This window comes from Govania unica, from assembly GCF_027920805.1.
Classification (GTDB): Bacteria; Pseudomonadota; Alphaproteobacteria; order Sphingomonadales; family Govanellaceae; genus Govanella; species Govanella unica.
The window spans coordinates 820,478-846,385 of the sequence record NZ_JANWOI010000001.1 but is presented as its reverse complement, the minus strand read 5'-3'; the positions used below and the strand labels follow the sequence as shown (position 1 = coordinate 846,385).

Here is a 25,908-nt window from a genome sequence, read left to right as displayed (position 1 = left end):
AACCCGCGCCCCCATCCATCCGTCATTGCGAGGCGAAGCCGAAGCAATCCAGCTCACCGCCCTGGAAAACCAAGCAAGATCCTGGATCGCCACGCCGCTTACGCGGCTCGCGATGACGGGAGACCCGGGTCATTGCCGGACGTTGAACACCGGCAATGACATAACCCGGCTTACACCAACTCGCTTTTCTTGCCTTTGGTGCCACCATCCTTGGATTTCGGCTGTTTGCGGTAAGGCTGAATATCAAACGCCGGTTTCCCATCGGCAATCTTGATTTTGACCTCGCCGCCATTGACCAGCCGACCGAACAGCAGTTCATCCGCCAACGGTTTCTTGATGTATTCCTGAATGACCCGCGCCAAGGGACGTGCGCCATACAGAGGATCGTAACCGCGCGCAGCAAGCCAGCTGCGCGCCTCGTTGGTGAGGGCGATATGGACGTGGCGTTCCTCGAGCTGAACTTCGAGCTGGAGGATGAATTTATCAACCACACGTTCAATCACTTCAGGCGGCAGCACCGAGAACGGCACCACAGCGTCCAGCCGGTTGCGGAATTCCGGCTTGAACAGATGTTTGATCGCCTCTTCATCCGCACCCTCATTGCTGGTGCGGCCAAAGCCAATGGCCGATTTGGCCATTTCGGAAGCCCCCGCATTGGTGGTCATGATCAGGATGATATTGCGGAAATCGACTTCCTTGCCGTTGTTGTCGGTCAAGCGTCCGGCATCCATTACCTGCAACAGGATGTTGAACAGATCCGGATGCGCCTTTTCGATTTCATCGAGCAACAGCACCGCATGCGGTGTTTTATCAACCGCATCGGTCAGAAGCCCGCCCTGATCGAAGCCCACGTAACCGGGCGGCGCACCGATCAGGCGCGACACCGAATGCCGCTCCATATATTCCGACATGTCGAAACGGATCAGCGGCACGCCCATATGCTCGGCAAGCTGCTTCGCCACCTCGGTCTTGCCGACCCCGGTCGGACCGGAGAACAGATAGCAGCCGATCGGCTTCAGCGGTTCCCGCAACCCGGCCCGGGCGAGCTTGATCGCGCCCGACAGGACCTCGATCGCCCGATCCTGGCCATAGACCACGCGCCGCAGCTCACCCTCAAGGTTCTTCAGATTGAGTTTATCAACCTTCGACACCGATTTCGGGGGGATGCGGGCAATCTTCGCGACGATCGCTTCCACGTCCTTGACGCCGATGGTCTTTTTGCGCCGGGTGGTCGGGAGCAAGGCCTGCGCCGCGCCCACCTCGTCAATGACGTCGATGGCCTTGTCCGGCAGCTTGCGGTCGTTGATATAGCGCACCGACAGCTCCACCGCCGCCTTGATGGCGTCATGGGTGTAGCGCACGCGGTGATGCTTTTCGAAATAGGGCTTCAGCCCCTCCATGATCTTCACGGTATCTGCCGGTGTCGGCTCGTTGATGTCGATCTTCTGGAAGCGCCGGAGAAGCGCCCGGTCTTTCTCGAAATAGCCGCGATATTCCTTGTAGGTGGTCGACCCGATGCAGCGGATCGTGCCCGAGGCCAAGGCCGGCTTCAGCAGATTGGACGCATCCATGGCCCCGCCGCTGGTCGCGCCGGCACCGATGATGGTGTGGATTTCATCGATGAAGAGGATGAGATTCTCATGCTCCTCACATTCTTTCATGACGGCCTTCAGCCGTTCCTCGAAATCGCCGCGATAACGGGTTCCGGCCAGCAGCGCCCCCATATCGAGCGAATAGATGGTCGCTCCAAGAAGTACGTCGGGTACCTCGCCCTCGACAATCTTGCGCGCGAGGCCTTCGGCGATGGCAGTCTTGCCAACGCCCGGATCGCCCACATAAAGCGGATTGTTCTTCTGGCGGCGGCACAGCACCTGAATGGTGCGCTCGACCTCTTCATCGCGGCCGATCAGCGGGTCGATCTTGCCAGCCCGCGCCTTGTTGTTGAGATTGACGCAATAGCTTTGAAGCGCGCCGCCCTCTTTTTCCGGCTTTTCCGCCGTACCGCCGGGTGCGCCCTGAGCCGTGCCGGACACCCGGCGCGGTTCGGCGAGCCCTACCGACTTGGCGATGCCATGGGAGATATAACTGACGGCGTCGAGCCGGGTCATGTCCTGCTGCTGAAGGAAATAAACGGCATGGCTTTCGCGTTCCGAGAACAGCGCCACCAGCACATTGGCCCCCGTCACCTCTTCCCGGCCCGAGCTTTGAACATGCAGGATCGAGCGCTGGATCACACGCTGGAAGCCCGCTGTCGGCGAGGCTTCGATCGTGCGGTCATGGGAAACCAGGTTGGACAGCTCATGATCGAGGTAATCGGCCAGTTGCTGCCGCAACAGGTCAACCTTGACGTTGCAGGCTTTCAGCACTGCCACGGCGTCCTGATCATCGATCAGCCCGAACAGCAGATGCTCAAGCGTCGCGAATTCATGTCCGCGCTCATTGGCCTCGGACAGGGATCTATGCAGCGTACGTTCAAGATTGGGCGAAAAAGTTGGCACTTTATGACATCCGTCCAGCTAAAGTTGATGACAGACTGCTAACGTAATAACTTCCACCCCTGACGGTAACGACCTTGTTACGCTACTCTTTTTCCATGGTGCATTGCAAAGGATGTTGATTCTTGCGGGCGAAATCCACCACTTGGGTCACTTTGGTCTCCGCCACCTCATAGGTGAAGACACCACAAATTCCGACCCCTTTGGTATGGACATGAAGCATGATCTGCATGGCCTCCTCATGTCCCTTGCGGAAAAACTGTTCGAGCACCTGCACCACGAACTCCATGGGCGTGTAGTCGTCGTTCAGCAGCAGCACCTTGTACAAAGACGGTTTTTTAGGCTTCGCCTTGGGTTTGGTCAGAAGCCCTTGCTGAATACCCGATCCACCGTTTTCCCGTTCAGTCATTCTTGAAACCCATGGTGCTTTTGGTCTTCCACATCATCATCCTGCTTTTCAGTCACCCCTTATTTAGGACGTTTTTGCAGTTCGAAAAGGGACAATCTTGAAACTCTTACCGCTACGACCGGTTTTCATCACTTTAGATGACTATAGTTAAAATCCCCTGACAGCGTCCAGCAAGGACTTTCGACGTCTGCCGGCAAAGAACCGTGACGGGGGTCTCGGGTCAAAACAAAAGAAGGGGCCCGGCTAAGCCGGACCCCTTCTGACATGTCTGTTACCCTTGCCTGATCGTCAGGCTCTGGCAAACATCAAGCAAATGATTTGGAAAATTTCTCGACGGTGGCCGAAACCCGGGCGTTCACCGGAGCCATGGCTTCAGTCGTCGCCTGGGTCATAAGACCGCTGAGCTTGTTGGCGAGAGCCAATGACTCTTCGTAACGGCCCTTCATAAGCGCGCTCTGGATATCAAAGAATTCCTTGGGCGTTTTTGCCGCAGACAGCGCCTTGTAAGCCGAAACGTTTGATTCATAAGCCGACTTCGACAAAGCAAAGAATTCGCTGTTGATATTTTCGGCTGCCTTGGTTGCTGCGCTGGACGCTGCGAGGCAGGCATCGACATTCTCGCGCCCGAAGGTCGCAAGATCATCATAATTCTTGATCACATCATCGAGATGCTTCTTGGCCGTCTCAACGCCCTGTTCGAAATTCTTTTGCGCCGCTTGCGTACCTGTTTTCACGGCGGCTTCGTACTGGTCCTTGCCGGACTTCAGGAAGCCTTCAACACTTTCCGTTTTAGATTTGGTTTCCATTTCGTCATTCCTTCGACATGATCTGCTGGCTGATGAAAGCTCTTACGAGGCACCAAAAATGTTGCAACGCAACAAAACTGGCCCCAATATATGCCATTCGGCGTAAGAGTCAACGGCCTTTTTGCACTGCAACAAAAACTTCATGCTGCAGACGCCAACCAAACCAGCCAGACAAATATGTAATGAAGGCTTCAAGCGGCCGGGAAGCTGAGCCCGCTTTGCCGCAGCTGCTCACTGAGCGCCGCCTTGAGCCGGTCGAGACCCGAGGAATCCGCCGCCTCGCAGCGCGCCACCAGCACATCCTGGGTGTTGGATGCCCGAAGCAGCCACCAGCCGTCAGCCGTGGTCACCCGCACGCCGTCGGTATCATCGACTGTGGCGCCTGCGGTTTTAAGACGGGTATGAACCTCGGGGATGACTGCGAATTTGCGGTCTTCGGCACAGGCAAAGCGCAGCTCCGGCGTGTTGACCACCGACGGCAGCGCGGCCCTGAGCGCGGTCAGGCCGCCCTCCTCCCGAGCCGCCACCAGCAACAGCCGGATGGCCGCATAAAGGGCGTCGTCAAACCCGTAAAAGCGGTGCTTGAAGAAGATATGCCCGCTCATCTCCCCCGCAAGGGGTGAGCCGGTTTCCTGCATCTTGGTCTTGATCAGCGAATGGCCGGTTTTCCACATCAGGGGCTTGCCGCCAAGGCTTGCGATGCGATCGAACAGCACTTTGGACGCCTTGACGTCGGCAATGATGGTCGCCCCCGGATTTTCGGCCAGAACTTCGGTGGCGAGAATGGCCAGAAGCTGGTCGCCCCAGACGATTTCGCCCGTTGCATCAATGGCGCCCACACGGTCGCCGTCACCGTCGAAGGCGATCCCGAGATCGGCCCCGGTGCGCGCCACTTCGGCCTGCAACTGCACCAGATTTTCGGCCACCGTCGGGTCCGGATGATGGGCCGGGAAGGTTCCGTCCACCGTGCCGTTGATGATCCCGTGACGCCCTGGCAGACCAGCCACCACCTCATCCAGCACCTCGGCCGCGGCCCCGTTGCCCGGATCCCAGATCACATGCAGGGGGCGACCGTCATATAACCCGTCGTCGATATCCTGCAAAAGCCGTTTGATATAACCGGCTTTCTTCGGGGTCTCGCTGACCGTACCCGCGCCGCTCAGGAAATCGGCGGCGGCGGCCATGGCCCCAAGCTCCTGAATACGCGCACCATAAAGGGCGTCTTTCCCGAGCATCATCTTGAAGCCATTATAATCCGCCGGATTATGCGAGCCGGTGATCATGATGCCGCCATCAGCGTCATCGTCGAACACCGAGAAATAAAGCATGGGGGTCGGCCCGCGCCCAACCCGTTCGACCGCGATCCCGGTGGCCATCAGGCCCGCGATCAGCGCCGCTTCAAGACCCGGCGAGCTCAGACGACCGTCATAGCCGACCTTGACGCGCGGACTGGCCTTCGCTCCCGGCTGACGACGCACCAGCGTCCCATAAGCACGGCCAAGGGCAAAGGCATCAGCCTCCCCCAGCGTCTCGCCAATGATGCCGCGAATGTCATATTCGCGCAGAACAGTCGCATGAAACCGATGGGCCGCCGCTTGGGTCATGATCTCTCGTCTTTCTGAATGCTGTCGCCACTGGGTAGCTTATTGCCACAAAGAGGGCAAAGAATCGATGACCTACTTCACGCGCCGGAACAGCACGTCTTTCGCTTCATTAATGCGGGCGGCGAGATAGTCCGATCCGCCATGATCGGGATGGACCTTGAGGATCAGCCGACGATGCGCCTCGCGGATGTCGGCGTCGCTCGCACCGGGCTGCAGGCCAAGGATGTCATAGGCCTCCCGTCGAGACAGGCCGGACGGCTTCCCAGGCGGCGGAGCCTTGCGCGGACCGCTTTTCATCCCGGCAAACCGGCGCGGTGCCATAAAGCCGACGGCCCCTATGATCAAAGGCAAGGCAAAGCCGATCCGCCCGCTGAGGGCGAGACCAACCCCGGCCACGATCAGCAAGAGCGAGCCCCCCACCTGAACCTGACGCACCAGCCGCGACGGCTCGGCATAGGCGAGCCAGCGCAACAGCATAAGCCCGCCAATCAGCAACAGGACGCCGAGCAGAAGCCAGGGCATCCCCGGCCCTATTCCGCTGCCGCCAGGGCAGCCTGCGGCAGATTGAGCCCACTGATCAGCTCACGCAGTTCCTGACGGGCGGCCACATGGCTCATGGTCATGTTGCGCTGCAATTGCGGGTGGGTGTAATCGAACAAGGTGAGGCCCTGCAGAAACAATTCGCGATAGATCACGCGCTCGCACAAGCCCGGCATGACCCGGAAGCCGACCCGCTTTTCAAGCTCGGTCATGGCGTCGCCGACGCGGCGTTTGTTATGAGCGTCGAGGGTCGACATGCGGTTCCGCATCACCACCCAGTCGATCTGCCCGCGCGAGCGCAGGGCCTTGAGCTTGCGGCTTTCCCACACCAGCTCGCCATAAAAGCTCGGGCGCGTGACCTTGTTGGTCTCAGGGTCCACCCGGCCCAGAATGTCGAAATCGATAAAGCTGTCGTTCAGGGGCGTGAGCAGCGTATCGGCATAGGAATGGGCAATACGCGACAGATAGCTGTCCGACCCCGGGCAATCGACCACCACAAAGGCGTTGTTGCTCGCGAGATCCATCAGCGACTGCATGAAGCGGGCGGTCTCGTCCTGGCGCTGCGCCTCCACCGTATCAAGCGCCGAGCGCGGCACCAGATGATGACTTGGCATGTTCAAGGGAACGCCCGAGCGTTCAATAAAAGCGCGCCGGTTTTCAATATAGCGCGACAGCGAGCCCTGCCGCGAATCGACGTCAATGGAGCCCACCGTCGCACCACGCGACAGCAGCCCGGTGATGATATGCATGGCGGACGTCGACTTGCCCGACCCGCCCTTTTCATTGCCAAGTACAATGATATGCCCGGACGACGGGGCCAAGGCCGTCCCAACCGCTGGTGTGCTGCTCATGAGAAAATGCTCCCCAAACCTTTGCCCAATCAATAAGCCTGATCTCTGGCCAAATCCTTAACACAACAAGATATGGTAGATCCATCGCGAATCACTGACAAAATAGACGCAATTTCCAGGAGTCCACGCCCGCGCTCAGCGATTTGTGCAGATCAGGCATGCGGCAAGGCGGCTTGGTTGGCCGGACATTTTCCGTTACCGTCCGCTATCTCTAAGCGTCACCAGGAGTTTCCAGCATGGCCACCCCCCTCATCCTCCGCTCTGTCCGCGATCTTCGTGCCATGGTCGCACGTTGGCGGCAGGCTGGCGAGCGTGTGGCGCTGGTGCCGACCATGGGCGCCTTGCATGACGGTCATCTGTCCCTCGTGCGCCAGGCGCAAACACTCGCCGATCACGTGGTGGTGAGCATTTTCGTCAACCCCAAGCAATTCGGCCCCAAGGAAGATTTCGGCAGCTATCCGCGTCAGGAACAGGCCGACGCCGCAAAACTCGCGAGCGTCCAGTGCGACGTGCTGTTCGCGCCCAGCGTCGATGAAATGTATCCGGCCGGCTTTGCCACCAATATCTCCGTCAGCGGCGTGACCGAGGGCTTATGCGGCGCCGCCCGGCCCGGCCATTTCGACGGCGTCGCCACCGTGGTCACCAAGCTGTTGCTGCAATGCTTGCCGGATGTGGCCATTTTTGGCGAGAAGGACTATCAGCAGCTCGCCACCATCCGCCGCTTCGTGCGCGATCTCGATATCCCTGTTGAAATCCTGGGCGGTCCTACCTTGCGCGAACAGGACGGCCTTGCCCTCTCAAGCCGCAACGCCTATCTCAGCACCGAGGAACGCAGTATCGCCGCCGCCCTGCCAGCCATGCTCAAGACCCTGATCGCCAAGCTTGCCGACAAGAATGCCGATCTCGCGACGCTCATCACTGACGGCAAGGCGGCTTTGCTCAAGGCTGGCTTCAGTTCCGTCGAATATCTGGAATTGCGCGATGCCGAGACCCTTGCCCCGCTCAACCGGCCCGACCGCCCCGCACGGATTCTGGTGGCGGCCCGGCTCGGCAAGACGCGGCTGATCGACAATATGCCGGTCGACCAGATCTAAAGGATGATCCAGGCCGCAAGGCCAAGGAAGCCCATAAAGCCGCAGACGTCGGTCACGGTGGTGAGAAACACCCCCGACGCCACCGCCGGATCGATATTCAACCGTTTAAACCCAAGCGGTATAAGCGCGCCGAACAGCCCGGCCACGCAAAGATTGAACAACAGCGCCGAGGCGATAACCGCTCCAAGAACCCAGTCCCGGAACCAGAACCCGACAAAGCTGCCGCTGAAGGTCGCCAGCACCACGCCATTCATAAGATTGGCCAGCACTTCCTTGCGCACCACCCGCCAGGCGTTCGATGCGGTCAGATCGCGGGAGGCCAGCGCGCGCACGGTGACGGTCATGGTCTGCGTGCCGGCATTGCCGCCCATGGAGGCCACGATCGGCATCAAGACCGCAAGCGCCACCAGTTTCTCGATGGATTTCTCAAAGAGCCCGATCACCGACGCCGACAACACCGCCGTCAGCAGATTGACCATAAGCCAAGGCAGCCGCGCCCGCGTCACCGTCAGCGCCGACTCGTTCACGTCGCCATCCGACACGCCGCCAAGCGCCAGCATGTCCTCGTCGGCCTCCTCAGTGATGACGTCAACCACTTCATCAATGGTGATCACCCCGGCCAGCCGCCCTTCGCCATCGGTCACCGCCGCCGACATGAGGTTATATTGCTTGAAGAGATAGGCCACCTCTTCCTGATCCGTGGTGACCTTGATGTTGCGCTGGTCCTCCTCAAGGATATCCTGCATCAGGACATCGCGGCCGGACCGCAGCAGCTGGCCAAGCGCCACCGTGCCAACCAGATGGTAGCGCGGGTCAACGACAAAAATTTCGTGAAACTCGTCCGGCAGGTCATCGCGGCTGCGTAAGGAATCGATGGTCTGACCTACGGTCCAGAACTGCGGCACGGCCACAAGCTCCCGCCGCATGAGCCGCCCGGCACTGTCCTCAGGGTAGGCCAGCGCTTCTTCAACGGCCACCCGTTCCTCGGCGCGAAGTCCTCCGAGCACTTCCTGCCGCTTGTCCTCGTCCAGATCCTCAAGCACATAGACGGCGTCATAGGTCTCAAGCTGCGACACCGCCGCCGCCAGATCGCGCGCTGGAAGATGATCGACCACGTCATCACGGACCGCCTCATCCAGTTCGGCCAGCACTTCGGGATCGAAATCGCCGCCCAAAGCCTGCACAAACACAGCACGTTCGTCTGAGGGCAGCAGGGCTATAAGATCGGCCATGTCAGCGGCATGAAGCGGCTCCACCAGCTCGCGCAGGCGGTCATGGTCACCGTCGTCCAAGGCTTCGGTCACGATATCAAGAAAGGCGCGATCGACCGTCGGCGCGATCAGCTCACGCTCGTCGCGGATCGTCGCCATGTCCTCTGCATTGTCGGTGGGATTCAGACCGCCCCCCTCTTGCCGCAAGCCTCTGATGCTGTCGTTGTATGAGCCCCTCACCGGCCCGGGTCAAGCCGTTGAGCTGGCTCCAAAACGAAAAAACCGCAATCCCAAAGGATCACGGTTTCTTCAGTATTTGGTGCGGTCGAGAAGACTCGAACTTCCACGGGAGTTACCCCACAGCGACCTCAACGCTGCGCGTCTACCAATTCCGCCACGACCGCGAAAAGGCCTGCACGATGTACAAAATCCCCGCGCTATCCGCAAGCCCCATTTGAAGTTTTTTATTCACAATCATGCATATCCCAGCAAACACAGGCTTTCACCACCAGACGTGGATCGCTCCTCAGATGCTGTTGCCCACATGAATGCCGCATTCGGTCTTTTCCAGACCGGCCCAGCGTCCGGCGCGGGCATCTTCACCCGGCTTCACCGGCCGCGTGCAGGGCATGCAGCCGATGGACAGATAGCCGTCGGCAACCAAAGGATGCGGCGGCAGATTACGCGTCGCCACAAACTCGGCGATCACCTCCGGCGACCAGTCGGCCAGCGGGTTGATCTTGAACTTGGTGCCGCTTTTTTCAATCAGAGGCACGGTGCTCCGAGTGCTGGCCTGAAAGCGTTTGCGCCCGGTGATCCAGGCGTCATAGCCTTCCATGGCCCGGGCCAAAGGCCGCACCTTTCGAAGCGCGCAGCAGGCGTCCACATCCCGCGTCCAGAGAATGCCCTTGCTGTCCTCGGCCTCAACCTCCAGCGGATCGGGCTCGACGGTGACGATATTGGTCAGCCCCAAAAGACTCTGCAACTGGTCGCGATAACGCAGGGTCTCGCCAAAAAGCTTATGGGTATCGAGAAAAACCACCGGAACCGAGCGATCCACCTCGGCCAGAAGTGCCAGCAGTACCGCCGATTCCGCGCCGAAAGACGACACCAGCGCGATCTTGCCCGGAAATTCCTGATGGATCATGCGATCCAGCAGGCTGATGGCATCAAATCCCGCCGTCTCATCCAGCAGACGCTCAAGTCGCTCTTCCGCCGTCTCCAACTTATCCGTTGCCACCGCGCTCGTCATAGCCAACCTTCTTTCTCGATCATGTCATTGGTGCGCTCGGTCACCGTCGCCATATCCGCACCGGACGCCCGCCAGCCGTCCCGCGCCCCGGCCAGCCGGTCAAGCCGGTCCTGCCATTCGGGCCCGAACAGCGTTTCAAGTTTTTCGCGTAACCGCCGGGCCAGCCCCGGACTGCGCCCCGCCGTCGAGACCGCGATGGTCAGATCGCCACGCCGCACCACAGAGGGCGTATAAAAATCACAAAGCGCCGTAGTGTCTTCAACATTAACCGGCACACCATGGCCCCGCGCGATGCCTGCCACTCGCCCGGCTTCGTCCTCGGCCACGCCAACCACAAACAGCAGTAACGCCGCAGCAATCGCCTCCGCATCCGGCGCCGCATCGGTATAAACCCGAAGATCCGTCGCCCCAGCCGCCTCAAGCAACCCCCGCCGCCGCAAAGCCGCCGGTCCCGAGCCATAAAGCAGCACCGGCCCCCGGCTCAAATCCAACATCACCGGCAACATAGCCACCGCGCTCCAATCCAAAATACCGCGTAAGTCATGATTGAAGATGGGAGAAGCTCAGCAGAAAATCAAGTTGAACTGTAGAAAATCGTAAATACCGTACTTTTTCTGTAGTTATTGATGCTAACCCTATTCTGTAGTTATTGATGCTAACCCTAAACTGCCCACCCAGAATAAATTGTCATTACCGGGCTTGACCCGGTAATCCATGGCTCAACCAGCAATGAAAAACTTACTGAGATCAAAAGCTTTTCAGCCTCCCTCAATAAATCCCGTTCATGCTGAGGAAGCCCCTGCCAAGGGGCTGTCTCGAAGCACATGCGGCCTGCCCTTCGAGACGCCCTTACGGGCCCTCAGGGCGAACGGAATGTGGGGAAGCAATTGAGACCGGCCGAGACCGGACGCCCCCCCTCAGCTCTGATAATCCCGCACGCTTTCGGTCACGGTCACCGCCACGCGGTCACCCGAAATCACCACGTCGCCGAGGGCGATGAGTTTGTTGTTGGCATAGATCTTGACCTGGGTCTCGTGCGTGGCATCGAGATCCACCACCGCCCCGCGGCCCATTTTCAAAAGCTGGCGGATGGGCATGACCGCGCTGCCCAAAACCACGGAAATTTCGACCTTAACGTCATTCACTGCGCTCACGGTGCGGGTATCCTTATAAAAGACATGGGCCAACCATCGCATGCCACAGTTATTTTTATCTTAAATTTCACCGCAGGGACATGCTAAGACAGCCCCTATGAGCAATGATGATTTTTCCGCCATCGAATGGCGCTTTTCAAACGGTCTCGTCGACTATCACGAAGCCGTGCGCGATATGGAGGAGCGGGTGGAGGCGATCCGCGCCGGCACCGCGTCCGAACTTTTGTGGTTTGTCGAGCATCCGCCGCTTTATACCTCCGGCACCAGCGCCCGACCGCAGGATCTGTTGACCCCGGACCGTTTCCCGGTCTTCGACACCGGACGCGGCGGCCAGTTCACCTATCACGGCCCGGGCCAGCGTGTGGTCTATGTCATGCTCGATCTTAAAAAACGCGGCACCGACATCCGCTGTTTCGTGCGCAAACTTGAACAATGGATCATCGTCGCCCTCAGCCGTTTCGGTGTGCTCGGCGAGCTGCGGGACGGCCGCGTCGGCGTCTGGGTCAAGCGCGACGGCGGCCGCGAGGACAAAATCGCCGCCCTCGGCGTGCGCGTACGCAAATGGGTCAGCTTCCACGGCATCGCGCTCAATGTGGAACCGAATCTCGAACATTATTCCGGCATCGTCCCCTGCGGCATCGCCGAACATGGGGTGACATCCCTTGTGGACCTCGGCCTGCCGGTGTCCATGAATGACGTGGATCTGGCGCTTCAGGATGCCTTTATCGAAGTGTTCGAAGAACCGGGATATGACTGCCGGTAAGTTTCAGACCGTCGGCATATGGCGAAACCCGCGTGCCACGATGCCTTCGGCCGGTTCAACCTCGACGCTCGTGACCGCAGCCGCAGGCGGACCAGCATGGCAGGCATGAATGAGAGCATCAACATCCATGCTCTCGCCCACAGCCAGCAGCTCGACCGACCCGTCCACACGATTCCGCACCCAGCCATCAAGCCCAAGAACAGTCGCCGTCTCCACCGCCCAAACGCGATAAGACACGCCCTGCACACGGCCTGTAATCCTGAGCCTGACGGCCTTGCGATCGCTTTCGGTCATCTCCAAGATCTCTCCCGCACAACAAAAGGGCTCCGGAATAATCCCGAAGCCCTCACAGTCTACCCACCACATACCGTCATTGCGAGCCCCGTAGGGGGCGCGGCAATCCTGAAACTCGCCGGAGAGACTGGATTGCCGCGTCAGCTACGCTTCCTCGCAATGACAGCGAGAGCATGAACAAAGGGCCCCGGAATCACTCCCGGAGCCCCCATAGCCCAACCCATTACACACCGTCATTGCGAGCCCCGCAAGGGGCGTGACAATCCAGGAACTCGCCGGAGAGACTGGATTGCCGCGTCAGCTACGCTTCCTCGCAATGACGGCGAGAGCATGAATAAAGGGCCCCGGAATCACTCCCGGGGCCCCCATAGCCCAACCCATTACACACCGTCATTGCGAGCCCCGTAAGGGGCGCGGCAATCCAGAAACTCGCCCGGAGATCCAGACCGCCGCCTCACACCAACAGCCCTCGGGCTTATTCGAATTCCACCATGATGGCGTCCACCGTGAGGCTGTCGCCTTTTTTCACGTTGACCTTGACCACCTTGGCGTCGCGTTCGGCGCGCAGGATGTTCTCCATTTTCATGGCCTCAACCACGGCGAGCGCCTGACCGGCTTTGACCTCGTCGCCTTCGGCCACATCGATGGACACCACAAGGCCCGGCATCGGGCAGAGCAGATATTTCGACGTATCCGGCGGCAGCTTGACCGGCATCAGCTTGGCCAGGGCGGCGGCGCGCGGGGTGCGCACCATCGCCTTCAGGCTGACACCGTTATGGGTCAGGCGGTAACCTTCGGCGAGCTTGTCGGCCTGAACGGTGACAAAGCTGTCATCAATCAGTCCCTGCACCAGCGGCATGCCCGGCACCCAGTCGCTTTCCACCGAGACGGACTCGTCGCCAAAGCGGATTACGCAGCCCTCATAGGTCATATCGAAGCTGACCTCGATATCCTCGCCGCCAAGATTGACGACCCAGTCGTCTCCATAGCGCGGGCCAAGCTCGTCCATCTTGCCTTCGATCTCGGCCTCGCGATCGACCTGCGATAGATGCAGCATGGTGGCAACGGTGGCGAGCACCTTGCGGGTCTCAGCGCTCATGGCCCCGCCATGGAACCCGTCGGGGAATTCCTCGGCGATGAAGCCGGTGGACAGACGGCCTTCCGCGAACCGCGGATGGGTCACGATGGCGGTGAGAAAATTGACGTTATGGTTGATGCCGCGAATGTAATAGGCATCAAGCGCCTGACACATGGACTCGATGGCGTCAGCGCGCGTGTCCCCATAGGTCACGAGCTTGGCGATCATCGGATCGTAATACATGGAGATTTCCGAACCTTCGTAAATCCCCGTATCCACGCGCACGCTGTCGCTTTCTTCCGGCGGCTGATAGCGCGTGAGACGGCCGATGGACGGCAGGAAGTTCCGGATCGGATCCTCGGCATAGACGCGGGCTTCAAGCGACCAGCCGGTGAGCTTCACCTCATCCTGGGTAAGCGCGAGTTTTTCGCCCGCCGCCACCCGGATCATCTGCTCCACAAGGTCGATGCCGGTGATCATTTCAGTCACCGGATGTTCAACCTGAAGGCGGGTGTTCATCTCAAGGAAATAGAAATTCTGGTCACGGTCGACGATGAATTCGACGGTCCCGGCCGACTGGTAATCGACGGCTTTCGACAACGCGACCGCTTCTTCGCCCATGGCCTTGCGGGTTTCCGGGGTGAGGAACGGGCTTGGCGCTTCTTCGATGACCTTCTGATGACGGCGCTGGATCGAGCATTCGCGCTCGCCGAGATAGATCACATTGCCGAAGCTGTCGCCAAGCACCTGAATTTCGATATGGCGCGGTTCGACGATGTATTTTTCCACGAACACGCGGTCATCGGCGAAGGAGGATTTGGCTTCGTTGGTGGCCGACTGGAAGCCTTCGCGGGCTTCGTCATCATTGAACGCCACCCGCATGCCCTTGCCGCCGCCCCCGGCGGAGGCCTTGATCATGACCGGGTAACCGATGTCGCGGGCGACTTTCACGGCTTCCTCGGCGTCGGCGATCACGCCCATGTAACCGGGCACGGTGCTGACATTGGCGGCCGCTGCAAGCTTTTTAGATTCAATCTTGTCGCCCATGGCGGCAATGGCGCGCGGGCGTGGACCGATGAAGACGATCCCGGCCGCTTCAAGCGCCGCACAGAACGCTTCTTTTTCCGACAGGAAGCCATAGCCCGGATGAACCGCTTCGGCCCCGGTCTTTTTGCAGGCGTCAACGATCTTGTCGATGATCAGATAGCTCTGCGCGGCAGGTGCCGGGCCGATATGCACGGCCTCGTCAGCCATGCGCACATGCAGCGCATCGGCGTCGGCGTCCGAATACACAGCCACCGTCTTGATGCCCATCTTCTGGGCGGTCTTGATGACGCGGCAGGCGATTTCACCACGGTTGGCGATGAGAATTTTCTTGAACATACGCTGGCCCCTTAAAGCGGAATGTTGTTGTGCTTCTTCCACGGATTCTGAAGCTCTTTGTTCTTGAGCATCCGAAGCCCGCGGGAGATGCGCCGCCGGGTGGAGTGAGGCATCACCACCTCATCGATGAAGCCGCGTGAGGCCGCAACGAAGGGGTTGGCGAATTTCTCGGTATATTCCTTGGTCTTTTCGTCGATCTTGGTCTTGTCGCCGATATCGGCACGGAAGATGATCTCAACCGCTCCCTTCGGGCCCATGACCGCAATTTCCGCTGTCGGCCAGGCATAGTTCAGGTCGCCGCGCAGATGCTTCGACGCCATAACGTCATAAGCGCCGCCATAGGCCTTGCGGGTGATGAAGGTGATTTTCGGCACCGTCGCTTCGCCATAAGCGAACAACAGTTTCGCACCATGCTTGATGATGCCGTTCAGTTCCTGGGTCGTGCCCGGCAGGAAGCCCGGCACATCGACAAAGGTCACGATCGGAATATTGAAGCAATCGCAGAAACGCACAAACCGTGCCGCCTTGCGCGAGGCGTTGATATCAAGACACCCGGCCAGAACCATGGGCTGATTGGCCACGATGCCGATGGTCTGGCCATCGATGCGGCCAAAGCCGGTCATGATATTCTTCGCGTAATCCGGCTGGACTTCAAAGAAATCGCCCTCATCGACAACCTTCACGATCAGTTCGTGCATGTCATAGGGCTTGTTCGGATTGCTCGGAACCAGCGTATCGAGCGACATTTCAATGCGCTCGGCATCGTCGAAGGTCGGACGCACCGGCGGCTTCTGCTTGTTGTTGAGCGGCAGGAAATCAAAGAAGCGACGCACCTGAGCGAGCGCCTCCACGTCATTCTCGAACGCATTGTCCGCCACGCTCGATTTCGAGGTATGGGTGACCGCGCCACCAAGATCTTCCTGGGTCACGACTTCGCCGGTCACGGTCTTGACCACGTCCGGGCCAGTCACGAACATATAGGACGTGTCCTTGACCATGAAAATAAAGTCGGTAATGGCCGGGGAATAGACCGCGCCACCGGCACAGGGGCCCATGATCACCGAAAGCTGCGGGATCACGCCTGACGCCATAATATTACGCTGGAACACATCGGCATAGCCCGCAAGCGAGGCGACACCTTCCTGAATACGGGCCCCGCCCGAGTCATTCAGACCAATAACCGGCGCGCCATTTTGCAGCGCCATGTCCATGATCTTGCAGATTTTCTCGGCATGGGTCTCGCTGAGCGAGCCGCCGAATACCGTGAAATCCTGGCTGAACACGTAAACAAGGCGGCCATTGATGGTGCCCGACCCGGTGACCACACCGTCGCCGGCAAATTTCTGGTTTTCCATCCCGAAATCGGTGCAGCGATGTTCGACGAACATGCCGTATTCTTCAAAGGAGTCCGGATCAAGCAGCAAGTCGATCCGTTCCCGCGCCGTGAGCTTGCCACGAGCATGCTGGGCCGCAACCCGCTTCTCGCCCCCGCCAGCCCGTGCCTGCGCGCGTTTTTCCTCAAGTTTCTGAAGTATTTCCTGCATAGGGACCTCGGTTCTGTTTTTATATGCCGATCAAGGTTCGGCCTTCTCGCAGCCAAAGACATGTCTTCAGCGCTGTACAGAAGTGCGAAGGGCATAGCATCAAATGCTCGCCAAATCTAGAAAACAAATGTTTGGTAAAGTCGCAAGGTCCGTGCGGCCACAGCATGGATGACCGGGTCAAGCCCGGTCATGACAGATTGGGAGTATTAATCAGACTGTGTCATTGCCGGGCTTGACCCGGCAATCCATCTTACCCCCGCACCAACTCAATGAATCTTGCGCACATACGTACATCGGCCAGCAAGCGCTCCCGCCGCAACGTGGCTTCGGCGTCTTCGCCCCAGAATTCGCGTTGGTGGGCTTCATCCAGTTCCCCGAGGGCAAAGGCCGTATCCGCATCGATCCGGCCATCATACAGGGCGAGCGCGATCACCACCGACCCCATGGACGTCGTGATCATATGAAGTGGCCCGAGATGCCACGGATCGCCGATGTCCTCGACTAGGGCACGCAATCTGGCCATGGCCTCCACATCCTGCGCCCGGTGGATGATCCCTGCTGTGGTCTCAAGCCGCACGCCATGACGCGTGTTGATCCAATCGATCAGCGGCTGCCAGCCGCGCGCCTGCCGCTCCACCAGACTTTGCGGATGCTCGGCCCAATAGCAGACAAGATCCGTGCCGCCATAGCGCACCATCTCGTCCTCAATATCGGTCTGCCGCGTCCGCACCCCGTCGATAACCGAATTGGCCAGCCGGGTGAGCGGCATGCTGTCGCTGATAATCTCCTCGCCCTGCGCTCGCCATTCATCGGCGATGCCCTCGGCCAGTGCCGCCGTCGGCAGCACCAACCCGGCCTTCGCAGGCGTCTTGATGGATCGGCCGTCAAGCAGCACGGCATGTCCGTCTGCCTCAGCCTGGAGGCTCACATCTTTGTAAAACCGCTTCATCGCGTAACCCTGTTGATCAAAAGCTCCGGCACCGCGCGTTCAAGGGCTGGATAGTCATCGACCACCCGCACCGCACCCGCCGTGATGAGATCCTGCGGCGCATGATAGCCCCAGGACACGCCAAGCCCCACCACCCCGGCCGCCCGCGCCATGTCGATATCATAGCTGGTGTCGCCGATCATCAGCGTCTCGTCGGCGCTGGCCCCGGCATCGGCCATGGCCTGCCGCAGCATGGCGGGATGCGGCTTGCCCGGCGCATCATCGGCGGTTTGCAAGCTGACGAAATGGCTGCGAATCCCGGCCTGTTCCAGCACCGCCAAAAGCCCACGCCGCGATTTCCCGGTGGCCACGCCCAGAAGATAGCCGGCCTCAGAAAAACGAATGATCGCCTCCCGCGCGCCGGGGTAAAACGGCTCCCGCCCGCCGTCTTCGCGGGCACGGCGGAACGCCCGCTTGTAACGCTCGGCAAGATCGGCGACCGCCAACTGATCCGCTTCGCCAAGCAGACGCGAAATGGCTTCGGGCAAAGACAGCCCGACCACCCGCCGCACGTTGTTGTTGTCGGGCCGCGTCAGCCCCACGCCGTCGAACGCCTCGTTCATGGCGGCGATGATCATGAATTGGCTATCGACGATGGTCCCGTCGCAGTCAAAAACCAGAAAGCCAGCGCAGTCCACGAGCCTTACTTCTCCGAAAAGGGCATGGAGCGGTCGTCTGGATCAAAGCCGAACGTCTTCCAGGTTTCCCGCATATGATCCGGCAAGGGCGCGGTGACATCGATCATCACGCCCGCGCGTTTCGGATGCGGCACAATGAGCCGTCGGGCATGCAGATGCAATTTGCGGCTGATGGTGCCGGTCAGATAAGCATCGCTCGCGGCATATTTGCCGTCACCGACAATGGGCGTGCCCATATGGGCGCAATGAGCGCGCAACTGATGGGTCCGGCCGGTAAGCGGCATAAGCGCAAGCCAGGCGGTTTTCGTGCCCGCCGTATCCATCACATGAAATTTGGTGATGGCAGCTTTGCCCTCGTCCTCGTTCACTTCCATGCGTTCGCCCCGGGGGCCCGGTTCCTTGGCGAGCGGAGCCTTGATCAAGCCGTCGCCGATGCCCGGACGCCCGATGACCAGGGCCCAATAAAGCTTTTGTGCCGCCCGGCTGTGGAACGCCTTGCCCAGTGCCGCCGCCGCCTGCCCGGTGCGGGCGAGGATCAGAACCCCGCTCGTATCCCGATCCAGACGATGGACGAGACGCGGCCGCACGCCATCGACCGCAAGCCCATCGAGCATGCCGTCGATATGCCGTGTGGTGCCGCTGCCGCCCTGTACGGCAAGCCCCGGAACCTTGTTGAGGACGATCACATCGTTATCCTCATAAAGGATCATGGACTTCAGAAGCGCCACATCCTCGGGCCTCACCACGACCGGTGCCGGTGCCGGCGCCTCGGGCTGCTCACCCAAAGGCGGCACACGCACCACGGCGCCTTCGGGCAGACGATCGGCGGTCTTGGCGCGTTTGCCATCGACCCGCACATTGCCGTTCCGGAGGATTTTCGACAGCCGCGCGAACGGCAGGCCGGGGAAATGTTTCTTGAACCAGCGGTCGAGACGAATGCCGTCCTCATCCTTACTGACGGTTTTCTGGATAACGCCGCTCATGCTCTCAAAGTCCTGAAATAAGGCTACGGGTGATCGCAAGTCCGGCGAACAGAGCCGCCAGCGACAGGATCACCGACCCGCCAATATAAAGAAAAGCCGCACCCGACTGCCCGCGCGCCATCAGCGTCACGGCATCGAGCGAAAAGGTCGAAAAGGTGGTGAAGCCACCAAGCACTCCGGTAAGGAAAAAGGCCTGCATCGGATGCGGCAGGGAAAACCGCAACGCGAGCAATTCCGCCAGCACCCCCATCAAAAGCGAGCCAAGCACATTGATCGCGAGCGTCCCCCAGGGGAAGCCCGGCCCAAGCGCCCGGAAAATGGCCAAGGCCATGAGATAGCGCGAAACAGCGCCAATAGCGCCCCCCACTCCCACAGCCAGAATCATCTGCATCGCTAGTCCTTCGTCTCCTACCCACCCCATATTTCCTCGTCATCCTCGCGAAAGCGGGGATCCAGAGGCCACGAGTAAGGCTGGATCCCCGCTTTCGCGAGGATGACAGCAGGGGTGCCTTCAGAGCACGCCCCATGTCCAACCTTCGGTGCGGCGGACTGTATCCGATAACGCCGGGGGATGCCAGAGCGCCGCGCCGCCCGCCACAGCGAGCCGCCGCATGCCCGCAGCCGCCACCAGGACGTCGGTTTCATGGTCCGATAACGCCCCATCAAATCCATAAGTTTCCGAGCCGAGAGCCGCGAGCGCATCTCGCAGACTGTCGCCGTCCCGGATCTTGCGCACCCCCGCCCCGGCCTGAATAAGAAACAGCCGGGTATAAAGCTCCACCAGCGTCAACCGCCCCGGCGGCTCAAACGGCCAGATCGCCACATTGGGTCGCCCACCAAGCGCCCGCAACATGCGCATCCCGGCAAAAGAGGCGAGCCCCACCTGAGACGGCCCTATCAGATGAAAATTACTTTCCGAACGCCCGAGACCCTGGGCCCGGCAGGCCAGCTCCGTCAGCCGCAGACGGGCCGAAAACAACGCTCCGCGCGCCCCGGCCGACAAAAAATGATCCTGATACCGGGCCACAAAGCCGCCGCCGTAATAGTCAGGCGCACCGGCGGAGGCCGCCTCCACCGCATCCCACAAAGCCGGAACCTCGGGAGCTATGCCGGGAAGATAAGCCCCCTCATCGACAAACGGCATGGAGAACGAAAAATCAAACCCGGCGAGCGAAGACCCCGGCAACGTCATCAACCATGCGGCCACAGCCTCCCGGCTCCAGACGCCATCCGGCGGCGGCACCAGGACAGGGGCCTTTTGTCCCTGCCCGCAGGCCGCCACGGCAATGCCCTTGTGACGCCGCCCACGGCCGCCCGACCAGTCGATGGCAATAAAGCGATCGAACCCAGGCGTCACATTTTCTCCTCGCGCAGCTTCTGCCAATAGGCCAGCCGCTTCAGGATCTCGCGCTCGAACCCGCGTTCCTTCGGAGCGTAATAGACCTCACGCGGCATCTCGTCGGGGAAGTAATTCTGCCCGGAAAAGCCCTCGGCGGTGTCATGGTCATAGGCGTAATCCTTGCCATAGCCGATATCCTTCATGAGCTTGGTCGGCGCATTGAGGATATGCTTCGGCGGCATCAACGAACCCTCCCGGCGAGCGGCGGAATAGGCCAGTTTCTGCGCCTTATAGGCCGCGTTCGATTTCGGGGCCGTGGCCAGATAAATGGTCGCCTGCACAATCCCAAGCTCGCCCTCAGGACTGCCGAGAAAATCATACATGTCCTTGGCCGCCAAAGCCTGCACCAGCGCGTTCGGATCGGCCATGCCGATATCCTCGGCGGCAAACCGCACGAGACGGCGGGTCACATAGAGCGGTTCCTCCCCCGCCACCAGCATGCGGGCAAGGTAATAAAGCGCCGCATCCACATCCGACCCGCGCAACGACTTGTGCAGCGCGCTGATCAGATTGTAATGCCCCTCCCGGTCCTTGTCGTAATTGGCCGGGCGACGCTGAACCGCCTCAGCCAGCCCCTTGGGGTCGAGCGAAGTGACGATGGCCTGCGCATAAAGCGCCTCCACCATGTTCAACAGATAGCGCCCGTCGCCATCTGCCATGGCCTTCATGGCGGCCCGGGCATCGGGTGTGAGCGGCAACGGCCTTTCCATCTCCTCGGCCCGGATCAACAGCGTCTCAAGCGCCGCATCATCCAGACGATGCAGCACCAGAACCTGCACCCGCGACAGCAAGGCCGCATTCAATTCAAAGGACGGATTTTCCGTGGTCGCGCCCACCAGCGTCACCGTCCCATCCTCCACAAAAGGCAGGAAGCCATCCTGTTGCGAACGGTTGAAGCGATGGATCTCATCGACAAACAACAGCGTCGCCTGCCCCGTCATGCGCCGGGCTTTGGCCGCCTCGAACGCCTTCCGCATATCAGCCACGCCGGAAAACACCGCCGAGATCTGTTCGAAATGCAGATTGACCCGTTTGGCCAGCAGGCGCGCAATGGTCGTCTTGCCGGTCCCGGGCGGTCCCCACAGGATAAGCGACGGCAACCGCCCCGCCCCCAACATGCGCCCAAGCGGCCCCTCGGAGGACAACAGATGCTCCTGCCCCACCACATCCTCAAGCCGCTGCGGCCGCAAGCGGTCGGCAAGCGGCCGCGGGGCCGTTGATTCGAGACCGCTCGCTTCGAAAAGATTGCTCATCATTGCCTCTCGCCGCGCGTCCTATGAGACGGGGCTTATTCCGTTACTGCAAGCCGACTTCGCGGCAATTGAGGCCACCCGTCTGAGCCCTTGCGCATTCAAGCGTCTGATCCTCGCGCCGGATGCGATAATTGAAGCTCGCGGGCGATTTCGCCAGCGCCTTTTTCAGGGTCTCGACAGTGGTCACCTTGTCGCCATTGACGGCTAGGATCACATCGCCCGGCTGGACCAGACGATACCTGAGCGCCGGGCTGTCGCGCCGCATATCCAGCACCACCACGCCCTTCAGCATGGGATCAAGCTTGAGTTCCTCGGCAAAGGCCGGCGACAGATTGCCGACTTTCAGCCCGAACAGGAAATTATCGTCTTCGATCATGCTGACGTTGCGCGCCGGAACCTCGGGCGCGGCCTTCAGCTCCAACATCACCTTCTGGACCTTGCCGCTCCTGAGGAAGGTCACCGGCATCTTGTTGCCCGATCCGCTGACCCGCAGCCGGAAGCGCAATTCCTGCGGGGTCGAGATTTCATAGCTGCCCACATGGGTCACGATATCACCAACCTTGAGGCCTGCCTGAGCCGCCGGACTGCCGGGATAGATTTCATCGATCAGCACACCTTCCGGCCGCTCAAGCCCGAGGGACCGCGCCACATCGGACGACACCGACTGACCCGAGGCCCCGACCCAGGGCCGAATGATCTTGCCATCGCCCAAAGCCGCATTGATCACCACCCCGATCATATTGGACGGAATGGCAAAGCCAATGCCCATATAGCCGCCGGAATTCGAATAGATCATGGTGTTGATGCCGGCAAGCTTGCCATCAAGCGTGACCAGCGCCCCGCCCGAATTGCCGGGGTTGATCGCGGCATCGGTCTGGATGAAAAACTGGTAATCGGTGGCCCCCACATTGGTCCGCGCAACCGCCGAGACGATGCCGCTTGTGACCGTCTGCCCAACCCCAAACGGATTGCCGAGCGCCAGCACCATATCGCCCACTTCAAGACGGTCCGAATCATGAAGCTCAAGATAGGGCAGTTTTTCAGCCCCAACATTGATACGTAAAACAGCCAGATCGGTGCTGTCGTCGCGCAGGATCACCTTGGCCTCATACTCACGCCGATCAGAAAGTGCGACGGTGATCTCGTCAGCGTCACCGATCACATGGTTGTTGGTGACGATCAGGCCATCCGGCCGCACGATCACACCGGAGCCGAGCGAACGTTCGACCCGTTCCCGTGGCAGGCTGCGGGCCCCGTCACCGAAAAAGCGCCGGAACATAGGATCATTGAACAGCGGCGCAAGCTGGCTTGCCTGGGTCTTTATCACCTTGCGGGTATAGATATTGACGACGGCGGGAGACACCTGTTTGACCACTGGGGCGAAAGACATCTGCACCTGGGTCCTGCTCTCAGGCGCCGCTTTCGCTGGGGTCGCCGCGCGGGCGGGCGCAGGCATGGTCGCAACACCGGTTGGCGGTTTATCGCTGCCCTTGTTGGTCTGGCTTTCGCCTTCACTGCCGCAAGCTGTCACCAGCAGCGCCAGCAAGATCCCCGCCAGCCGCATGCGCAGTTTTGTCGGCCCCATGCTCTATCTCCGCTCTCACATCCTGTTGGTTCCATACTCGGCAGCTGAGATCAGCACCCGATCGCATAACCATACGCTTAACAACGAAAAAGGGCAGCCATATGGCTGCCCTTTTTCATAATCTTGCCAAGCGAGCCTTATGCGGCTTCGCTTTCTTCGCCGTTCTGCAGCGGACCCGAATTTTGGCCCTTTGCAGCGAGATCACGGTCCACCAGCTCGATGATCGCCATTTCGGCGTTGTCACCCGGGCGATAGCCGGCCTTCAGAACGCGGGTATAACCGCCGCTACGTCCCGAATAGCGCTCGGACAGAACCGAGAACAGCTTTTCGACGATGACCGCATCGGTCTGTGGCAGACGTGCCAGCGCCTGACGACGGGCATGCAGGCCGCCACGTTTGCCAAGCGTGATAAGACGCTCAACCACCGGACGCAGTTCCTTTGCCTTCGGCAACGTGGTTCTGATCTGTTCGTGCTTGATCAGCGCCGACGCCATGTTGGCGAAAAGCGCTTTACGGTGTTCGCTGGTCCGGCCGAGTTTACGGCCCGCCTTATTATGGCGCATGATTACTTCTCCTCAAGACCATCCGGCCCTAAATTTCAGACTCAAGCTTCTTGGCGAGGTCTTCGATGTTCTCCGGCGGCCAGCCCACGACATCCATGCCCAGACGGAGCCCCATGCTCGACAACACTTCCTTGATTTCATTCAAGGACTTGCGGCCAAAGTTCGGAGTCCGGAGCATCTCTGCTTCGGTCTTGCGGACGAGATCGCCAATATAAATGATGTTATCGTTCTTCAGGCAGTTGGCCGAGCGAACCGACAGTTCAAGCTCATCCACCTTACGGAGAAGATTGCGATTGAAGCCGAGGTCATCGGCAGCCTTTTCAACACCGGCTTCCTGCGGCTCTTCGAAATTGATGAAGAGCTGAAGCTGGTCCTGAAGAATGCGCGCAGCATAAGCAACCGCATCTTCCGGGCTGATCGTACCGTCGGTTTCGACCTGCATGACCAGCTTGTCATAGTCAAGAATTTGCCCCTCGCGGGTGTTCTCGACCTTGTAGCTGACCTTGCGCACTGGGCTGTAGAGCGCATCGACCGGGATGAGGCCGATCGGGGCATCTTCCGGACGATTGCGATCAGCCGGAACATAACCGCTACCACTGTCGACGATCATTTCGATCTTGAGATGCGCGCCTTCATCGAGGGCGCAGATCACGAGATCAGGGTTCATGATTTCAACTTCGGCCGCAGTCTTGATCTGACCTGCGCGAATTTCGCCCGGACCATCAGCTTCAAGCACCAGACGCTTCGGCCCTTCGCCGCGCATGCCGATAGCCAGCTGCTTGATGTTGAGGACGATATCCGTCACGTCTTCACGAACGCCCGGAATGGACGAGAACTCGTGCAGTACGCCGTCAATCTGAATGGCAGTCACAGCAGCACCCTGGAGCGACGACATCAGCACACGGCGCAATGCGTTTCCAAGAGTCATGCCGAAACCGCGCTCCAGCGGTTCTGCAACAACAGTCGCCCGACGGCGATCGTCCTGCTGAGCCACTTCGAGCTTGGACGGCTTGATCAGCTCTTGCCAGTTCTTCTGAATCACGATCCAAACCTCGCGCTATAAAGCCGGACCCGGCCCGAAGGCTCAGGTCCCTACTCCATGTTTAAAAGACCGGCCATCCCTGAGGAAAGCCGACAACCAGCCAGATCCGTCGCGATCAGACGCGACGACGCTTGGGCGGACGGCAGCCGTTATGCGGGATCGGCGTAACGTCACGGATCGAAGTGATGGTGAAGCCGACAGCCTGCAAAGCACGCAGAGCGGACTCACGTCCCGAACCCGGGCCCTTCACTTCAACTTCAAGCGTCTTCATGCCATGTTCCGCGGCTTTCTTACCGGCGTCCTCAGCAGCCACCTGAGCTGCATAAGGAGTCGATTTGCGCGAACCCTTGAAGCCCATCATGCCGGAGCTGGACCAGGAAATAACATTGCCCTGAGCGTCCGAAATGGTGACCATGGTATTGTTGAAGCTGGCGTTGACATGAGCCACGCCGCTTGAAATATTCTTCCGCTCGCGGCGGCGAATACGTGTCGGTTCTTTAGCCATCGCTACTTATCCCTTACTTCTTCTTGCCGGCGATCGGCTTTGCCTTACCCTTGCGGGTGCGGGCATTGGTATGCGTCCGTTGGCCATGAACTGGCAAACCCTTACGATGACGCAGACCGCGATAGCTGGCCAGATCCATCAAGCGCTTGATGTTCATCGACACTTCACGACGCAGATCACCCTCGACCATATAGTCGCTGTCGATCAGCTCGCGGATTTTGAGAACCTCGGCATCGCCAAGATCGTGGACCCGGCGATTCGGCTGAATCCCCGCCTTTTCGCAAATTTGCTTCGCAAAGGTCCGCCCAATCCCATGAATATAGGTGAGAGCGATCTCAACCTGCTTCTGGGTCGGAATGTTAACGCCTGCTATACGCGCCACGACCTGTTCTCCAATCAGAAATCCGATAAAACCTCCCACAAAGACCTAAGTCACAGTCTTGATGGGAAAACCCGATCCTCCCGGCCATGCCA

26 protein-coding genes and 1 tRNA gene are annotated in these 25,908 nt (G+C 59.8%); 2 read left to right on the top strand and 25 right to left on the bottom strand.

What is annotated here, in order from left to right:
- Window positions 1-170: 170 nt before the first annotated feature.
- The 6 genes from clpA to NYP16_RS03880 form a co-directional block, all read right to left on the bottom strand.
- Window positions 171-2,498: an ATP-dependent Clp protease ATP-binding subunit ClpA gene (gene clpA / locus NYP16_RS03905; RefSeq protein ID WP_274942796.1), complete on the bottom strand. Its 2,328-nt coding sequence runs from the start codon at window positions 2,496-2,498 to the stop codon at window positions 171-173.
- 82 nt (window positions 2,499-2,580) lie between these two features.
- Window positions 2,581-2,904 carry an ATP-dependent Clp protease adapter ClpS gene (gene clpS, locus NYP16_RS03900; RefSeq protein WP_274942795.1) on the bottom strand — a complete coding sequence of 108 codons (324 nt, stop codon included), beginning with the start codon at window positions 2,902-2,904 and terminating at the stop codon, window positions 2,581-2,583.
- 305 nt (window positions 2,905-3,209) lie between these two features.
- On the bottom strand, window positions 3,210-3,710 hold the full coding sequence (locus NYP16_RS03895; protein ID WP_274942794.1) for a phasin family protein: 501 nt from the start codon (window positions 3,708-3,710) through the stop codon (window positions 3,210-3,212).
- A 191-nt stretch (window positions 3,711-3,901) separates the two neighbouring features.
- Entirely contained in the window at window positions 3,902-5,314 is a 1,413-nt protein-coding gene (gene pgmG / locus NYP16_RS03890; RefSeq protein ID WP_274942793.1) for a phosphoglucomutase/phosphomannomutase PgmG, read from the bottom strand.
- Window positions 5,315-5,386: 72 nt separating this feature from the next.
- On the bottom strand, window positions 5,387-5,836 hold the full coding sequence (locus NYP16_RS03885) for a DnaJ domain-containing protein (protein ID WP_274942792.1): 450 nt from the start codon (window positions 5,834-5,836) through the stop codon (window positions 5,387-5,389).
- An 8-nt stretch (window positions 5,837-5,844) separates the two neighbouring features.
- Entirely contained in the window at window positions 5,845-6,705 is an 861-nt protein-coding gene (locus NYP16_RS03880; protein ID WP_274942791.1) for a division plane positioning ATPase MipZ, read from the bottom strand.
- Window positions 6,706-6,941: 236 nt separating this feature from the next.
- Between NYP16_RS03880 and panC the strand changes: the two genes are divergently transcribed.
- Window positions 6,942-7,799 carry a pantoate--beta-alanine ligase gene (gene panC / locus NYP16_RS03875; RefSeq protein WP_274942790.1) on the top strand — a complete coding sequence of 286 codons (858 nt, stop codon included), beginning with the start codon at window positions 6,942-6,944 and terminating at the stop codon, window positions 7,797-7,799.
- Here panC and mgtE read toward each other — a convergent pair.
- The 5 genes from mgtE to NYP16_RS03850 form a co-directional block, all read right to left on the bottom strand.
- The gene (gene mgtE, locus NYP16_RS03870) at window positions 7,796-9,169 is read right to left on the bottom strand and encodes a magnesium transporter (protein ID WP_274942789.1); all 1,374 of its coding nucleotides are present in this window, start codon (window positions 9,167-9,169) and stop codon (window positions 7,796-7,798) included. The genes panC and mgtE overlap by 4 nt on opposite strands.
- 158 nt (window positions 9,170-9,327) lie before the next feature.
- Window positions 9,328-9,414: transfer RNA gene (locus NYP16_RS03865), tRNA-Leu, on the bottom strand.
- A 122-nt stretch (window positions 9,415-9,536) separates the two neighbouring features.
- Entirely contained in the window at window positions 9,537-10,262 is a 726-nt protein-coding gene (locus tag NYP16_RS03860) for a phosphoadenylyl-sulfate reductase (RefSeq protein ID WP_274942788.1), read from the bottom strand.
- On the bottom strand, window positions 10,259-10,768 hold the full coding sequence (locus tag NYP16_RS03855) for a precorrin-2 dehydrogenase/sirohydrochlorin ferrochelatase family protein (protein WP_274942787.1): 510 nt from the start codon (window positions 10,766-10,768) through the stop codon (window positions 10,259-10,261). Before NYP16_RS03855 ends, NYP16_RS03860 begins: the two co-directional genes overlap by 4 nt.
- Window positions 10,769-11,179: 411 nt before the next feature.
- The gene (locus NYP16_RS03850) at window positions 11,180-11,416 is read right to left on the bottom strand and encodes a FliM/FliN family flagellar motor switch protein (protein ID WP_274942786.1); all 237 of its coding nucleotides are present in this window, start codon (window positions 11,414-11,416) and stop codon (window positions 11,180-11,182) included.
- 97 nt (window positions 11,417-11,513) lie between these two features.
- On the opposite strand from NYP16_RS03850, the gene lipB reads away from it, so the two are divergent.
- Entirely contained in the window at window positions 11,514-12,179 is a 666-nt protein-coding gene (gene lipB, locus NYP16_RS03845; protein ID WP_274942785.1) for a lipoyl(octanoyl) transferase LipB, read from the top strand.
- 3 nt (window positions 12,180-12,182) lie between these two features.
- Here the strand turns inward: lipB and NYP16_RS03840 are convergent, their stop codons facing one another.
- The 14 genes from NYP16_RS03840 to rpsM all read right to left on the bottom strand — a co-directional run bounded on the left by NYP16_RS03840 (window position 12,183) and on the right by rpsM (window position 25,816).
- A complete protein-coding gene (locus NYP16_RS03840) occupies window positions 12,183-12,473 on the bottom strand; it encodes an acylphosphatase (protein ID WP_274942784.1) in 291 nt (96 codons plus the stop codon).
- A 475-nt stretch (window positions 12,474-12,948) separates the two neighbouring features.
- Window positions 12,949-14,934, bottom strand: a complete 1,986-nt coding sequence (locus tag NYP16_RS03835) for an acetyl-CoA carboxylase biotin carboxylase subunit (RefSeq protein WP_274942783.1) — start codon at window positions 14,932-14,934, stop codon at window positions 12,949-12,951.
- 11 nt (window positions 14,935-14,945) lie between these two features.
- Complete coding sequence (locus NYP16_RS03830; RefSeq protein WP_274942782.1) at window positions 14,946-16,478, bottom strand: acyl-CoA carboxylase subunit beta; 1,533 nt, start codon at window positions 16,476-16,478, stop codon at window positions 14,946-14,948.
- A 250-nt stretch (window positions 16,479-16,728) separates the two neighbouring features.
- On the bottom strand, window positions 16,729-17,427 hold the full coding sequence (locus NYP16_RS03825) for an ATP12 family chaperone protein (protein WP_274942781.1): 699 nt from the start codon (window positions 17,425-17,427) through the stop codon (window positions 16,729-16,731).
- The gene (locus NYP16_RS03820; protein ID WP_274942780.1) at window positions 17,424-18,104 is read right to left on the bottom strand and encodes an HAD-IA family hydrolase; all 681 of its coding nucleotides are present in this window, start codon (window positions 18,102-18,104) and stop codon (window positions 17,424-17,426) included. Before NYP16_RS03820 ends, NYP16_RS03825 begins: the two co-directional genes overlap by 4 nt.
- A 5-nt stretch (window positions 18,105-18,109) precedes the next feature.
- Window positions 18,110-19,087 (bottom strand): RluA family pseudouridine synthase, encoded by a 978-nt coding sequence (locus NYP16_RS03815; protein ID WP_274942779.1) that lies wholly within the window; start codon window positions 19,085-19,087, stop codon window positions 18,110-18,112.
- A 4-nt stretch (window positions 19,088-19,091) separates the two neighbouring features.
- Window positions 19,092-19,478, bottom strand: a complete 387-nt coding sequence (gene crcB / locus NYP16_RS03810) for a fluoride efflux transporter CrcB (RefSeq protein ID WP_274942778.1) — start codon at window positions 19,476-19,478, stop codon at window positions 19,092-19,094.
- 120 nt (window positions 19,479-19,598) lie between these two features.
- Window positions 19,599-20,444 (bottom strand): hypothetical protein, encoded by an 846-nt coding sequence (locus tag NYP16_RS03805; protein ID WP_274942777.1) that lies wholly within the window; start codon window positions 20,442-20,444, stop codon window positions 19,599-19,601.
- Window positions 20,441-21,739 carry a replication-associated recombination protein A gene (locus NYP16_RS03800; protein ID WP_274942776.1) on the bottom strand — a complete coding sequence of 433 codons (1,299 nt, stop codon included), beginning with the start codon at window positions 21,737-21,739 and terminating at the stop codon, window positions 20,441-20,443. The genes NYP16_RS03805 and NYP16_RS03800 overlap by 4 nt, the downstream gene beginning before the upstream one ends.
- Window positions 21,740-21,782: 43 nt before the next feature.
- On the bottom strand, window positions 21,783-23,324 hold the full coding sequence (locus NYP16_RS03795) for a DegQ family serine endoprotease (RefSeq protein ID WP_274942775.1): 1,542 nt from the start codon (window positions 23,322-23,324) through the stop codon (window positions 21,783-21,785).
- Window positions 23,325-23,461: 137 nt separating this feature from the next.
- Window positions 23,462-23,887, bottom strand: a complete 426-nt coding sequence (rplQ, locus tag NYP16_RS03790) for a 50S ribosomal protein L17 (RefSeq protein ID WP_274942774.1) — start codon at window positions 23,885-23,887, stop codon at window positions 23,462-23,464.
- A gap of 28 nt (window positions 23,888-23,915) precedes the next feature.
- Window positions 23,916-24,932: a DNA-directed RNA polymerase subunit alpha gene (locus NYP16_RS03785; RefSeq protein ID WP_346742466.1), complete on the bottom strand. Its 1,017-nt coding sequence runs from the start codon at window positions 24,930-24,932 to the stop codon at window positions 23,916-23,918.
- Window positions 24,933-25,044: 112 nt separating this feature from the next.
- Window positions 25,045-25,434, bottom strand: a complete 390-nt coding sequence (gene rpsK / locus NYP16_RS03780) for a 30S ribosomal protein S11 (protein WP_274942772.1) — start codon at window positions 25,432-25,434, stop codon at window positions 25,045-25,047.
- A gap of 13 nt (window positions 25,435-25,447) precedes the next feature.
- A complete protein-coding gene (gene rpsM, locus NYP16_RS03775; protein WP_274942771.1) occupies window positions 25,448-25,816 on the bottom strand; it encodes a 30S ribosomal protein S13 in 369 nt (122 codons plus the stop codon).
- Between the last annotated feature and the right edge of the window lie 92 nt (window positions 25,817-25,908).

Coding starts and splice junctions, on each gene's coding strand:
- clpS (WP_274942795.1), bottom strand. CDS start 2,904: ATGACTGAACGGGAAAACGGTGGATCGGGTATTCAGCAAGGGCTTCTG.
- NYP16_RS03895 (WP_274942794.1), bottom strand. CDS start 3,710: ATGGAAACCAAATCTAAAACGGAAAGTGTTGAAGGCTTCCTGAAGTCC.
- pgmG (WP_274942793.1), bottom strand. CDS start 5,314: ATGACCCAAGCGGCGGCCCATCGGTTTCATGCGACTGTTCTGCGCGAA.
- NYP16_RS03885 (WP_274942792.1), bottom strand. CDS start 5,836: ATGCCCTGGCTTCTGCTCGGCGTCCTGTTGCTGATTGGCGGGCTTATG.
- NYP16_RS03880 (WP_274942791.1), bottom strand. CDS start 6,705: ATGAGCAGCACACCAGCGGTTGGGACGGCCTTGGCCCCGTCGTCCGGG.
- panC (WP_274942790.1), top strand. CDS start 6,942: ATGGCCACCCCCCTCATCCTCCGCTCTGTCCGCGATCTTCGTGCCATG.
- mgtE (WP_274942789.1), bottom strand. CDS start 9,169: ATGGCGACGATCCGCGACGAGCGTGAGCTGATCGCGCCGACGGTCGAT.
- NYP16_RS03860 (WP_274942788.1), bottom strand. CDS start 10,262: ATGACGAGCGCGGTGGCAACGGATAAGTTGGAGACGGCGGAAGAGCGA.
- NYP16_RS03855 (WP_274942787.1), bottom strand. CDS start 10,768: ATGTTGCCGGTGATGTTGGATTTGAGCCGGGGGCCGGTGCTGCTTTAT.
- lipB (WP_274942785.1), top strand. CDS start 11,514: ATGAGCAATGATGATTTTTCCGCCATCGAATGGCGCTTTTCAAACGGT.
- NYP16_RS03840 (WP_274942784.1), bottom strand. CDS start 12,473: ATGACCGAAAGCGATCGCAAGGCCGTCAGGCTCAGGATTACAGGCCGT.
- NYP16_RS03835 (WP_274942783.1), bottom strand. CDS start 14,934: ATGTTCAAGAAAATTCTCATCGCCAACCGTGGTGAAATCGCCTGCCGC.
- NYP16_RS03830 (WP_274942782.1), bottom strand. CDS start 16,478: ATGCAGGAAATACTTCAGAAACTTGAGGAAAAACGCGCGCAGGCACGG.
- NYP16_RS03825 (WP_274942781.1), bottom strand. CDS start 17,427: ATGAAGCGGTTTTACAAAGATGTGAGCCTCCAGGCTGAGGCAGACGGA.
- NYP16_RS03815 (WP_274942779.1), bottom strand. CDS start 19,087: ATGAGCGGCGTTATCCAGAAAACCGTCAGTAAGGATGAGGACGGCATT.
- crcB (WP_274942778.1), bottom strand. CDS start 19,478: ATGCAGATGATTCTGGCTGTGGGAGTGGGGGGCGCTATTGGCGCTGTT.
- NYP16_RS03800 (WP_274942776.1), bottom strand. CDS start 21,739: ATGAGCAATCTTTTCGAAGCGAGCGGTCTCGAATCAACGGCCCCGCGG.
- NYP16_RS03795 (WP_274942775.1), bottom strand. CDS start 23,324: ATGGGGCCGACAAAACTGCGCATGCGGCTGGCGGGGATCTTGCTGGCG.
- rplQ (WP_274942774.1), bottom strand. CDS start 23,887: ATGCGCCATAATAAGGCGGGCCGTAAACTCGGCCGGACCAGCGAACAC.
- rpsK (WP_274942772.1), bottom strand. CDS start 25,434: ATGGCTAAAGAACCGACACGTATTCGCCGCCGCGAGCGGAAGAATATT.